Here is a 275-nt window from a genome sequence, read left to right as displayed (position 1 = left end):
ATTAAGTTAAATCCCATATATATGATGAAAAACCCGGTTATGTTTGTGGTGGAAATGGGAACGATCATCGTGTTATTGATGATGTGTATGCCAAACTATTTTCATGCTGAAGGGGCATTTGGTTACAATCTTGCCGTTTTTGTCATTTTGTTGTTTACCATTCTATTTGCTAACTTTGCTGAGGCTCTTGCTGAGGGAAGAGGAAAAGCACAGGCGGATAGCTTAAAAAAGACGAAACAAGAAACAATGGCAAAGGTGATTCAAAAAGATGAAAG

Annotated in this window: 1 pseudogene; it reads left to right on the top strand. The window is 37.5% G+C overall.

Annotated features, from left to right (window positions below):
• A pseudogene (locus tag RYX56_RS22230) lies at nucleotides 1-275 on the top strand (potassium-transporting ATPase subunit B); the annotation flags it as partial.

This window comes from Alkalihalophilus lindianensis (assembly GCF_032843265.1).
In the GTDB taxonomy this organism is placed as follows: domain Bacteria; phylum Bacillota; class Bacilli; order Bacillales; family Bacillaceae_D; genus Alkalihalophilus; species Alkalihalophilus lindianensis.
Note: the sequence above shows the minus strand (reverse complement) of the source record. Positions and strands in the feature narration are given on the sequence as shown.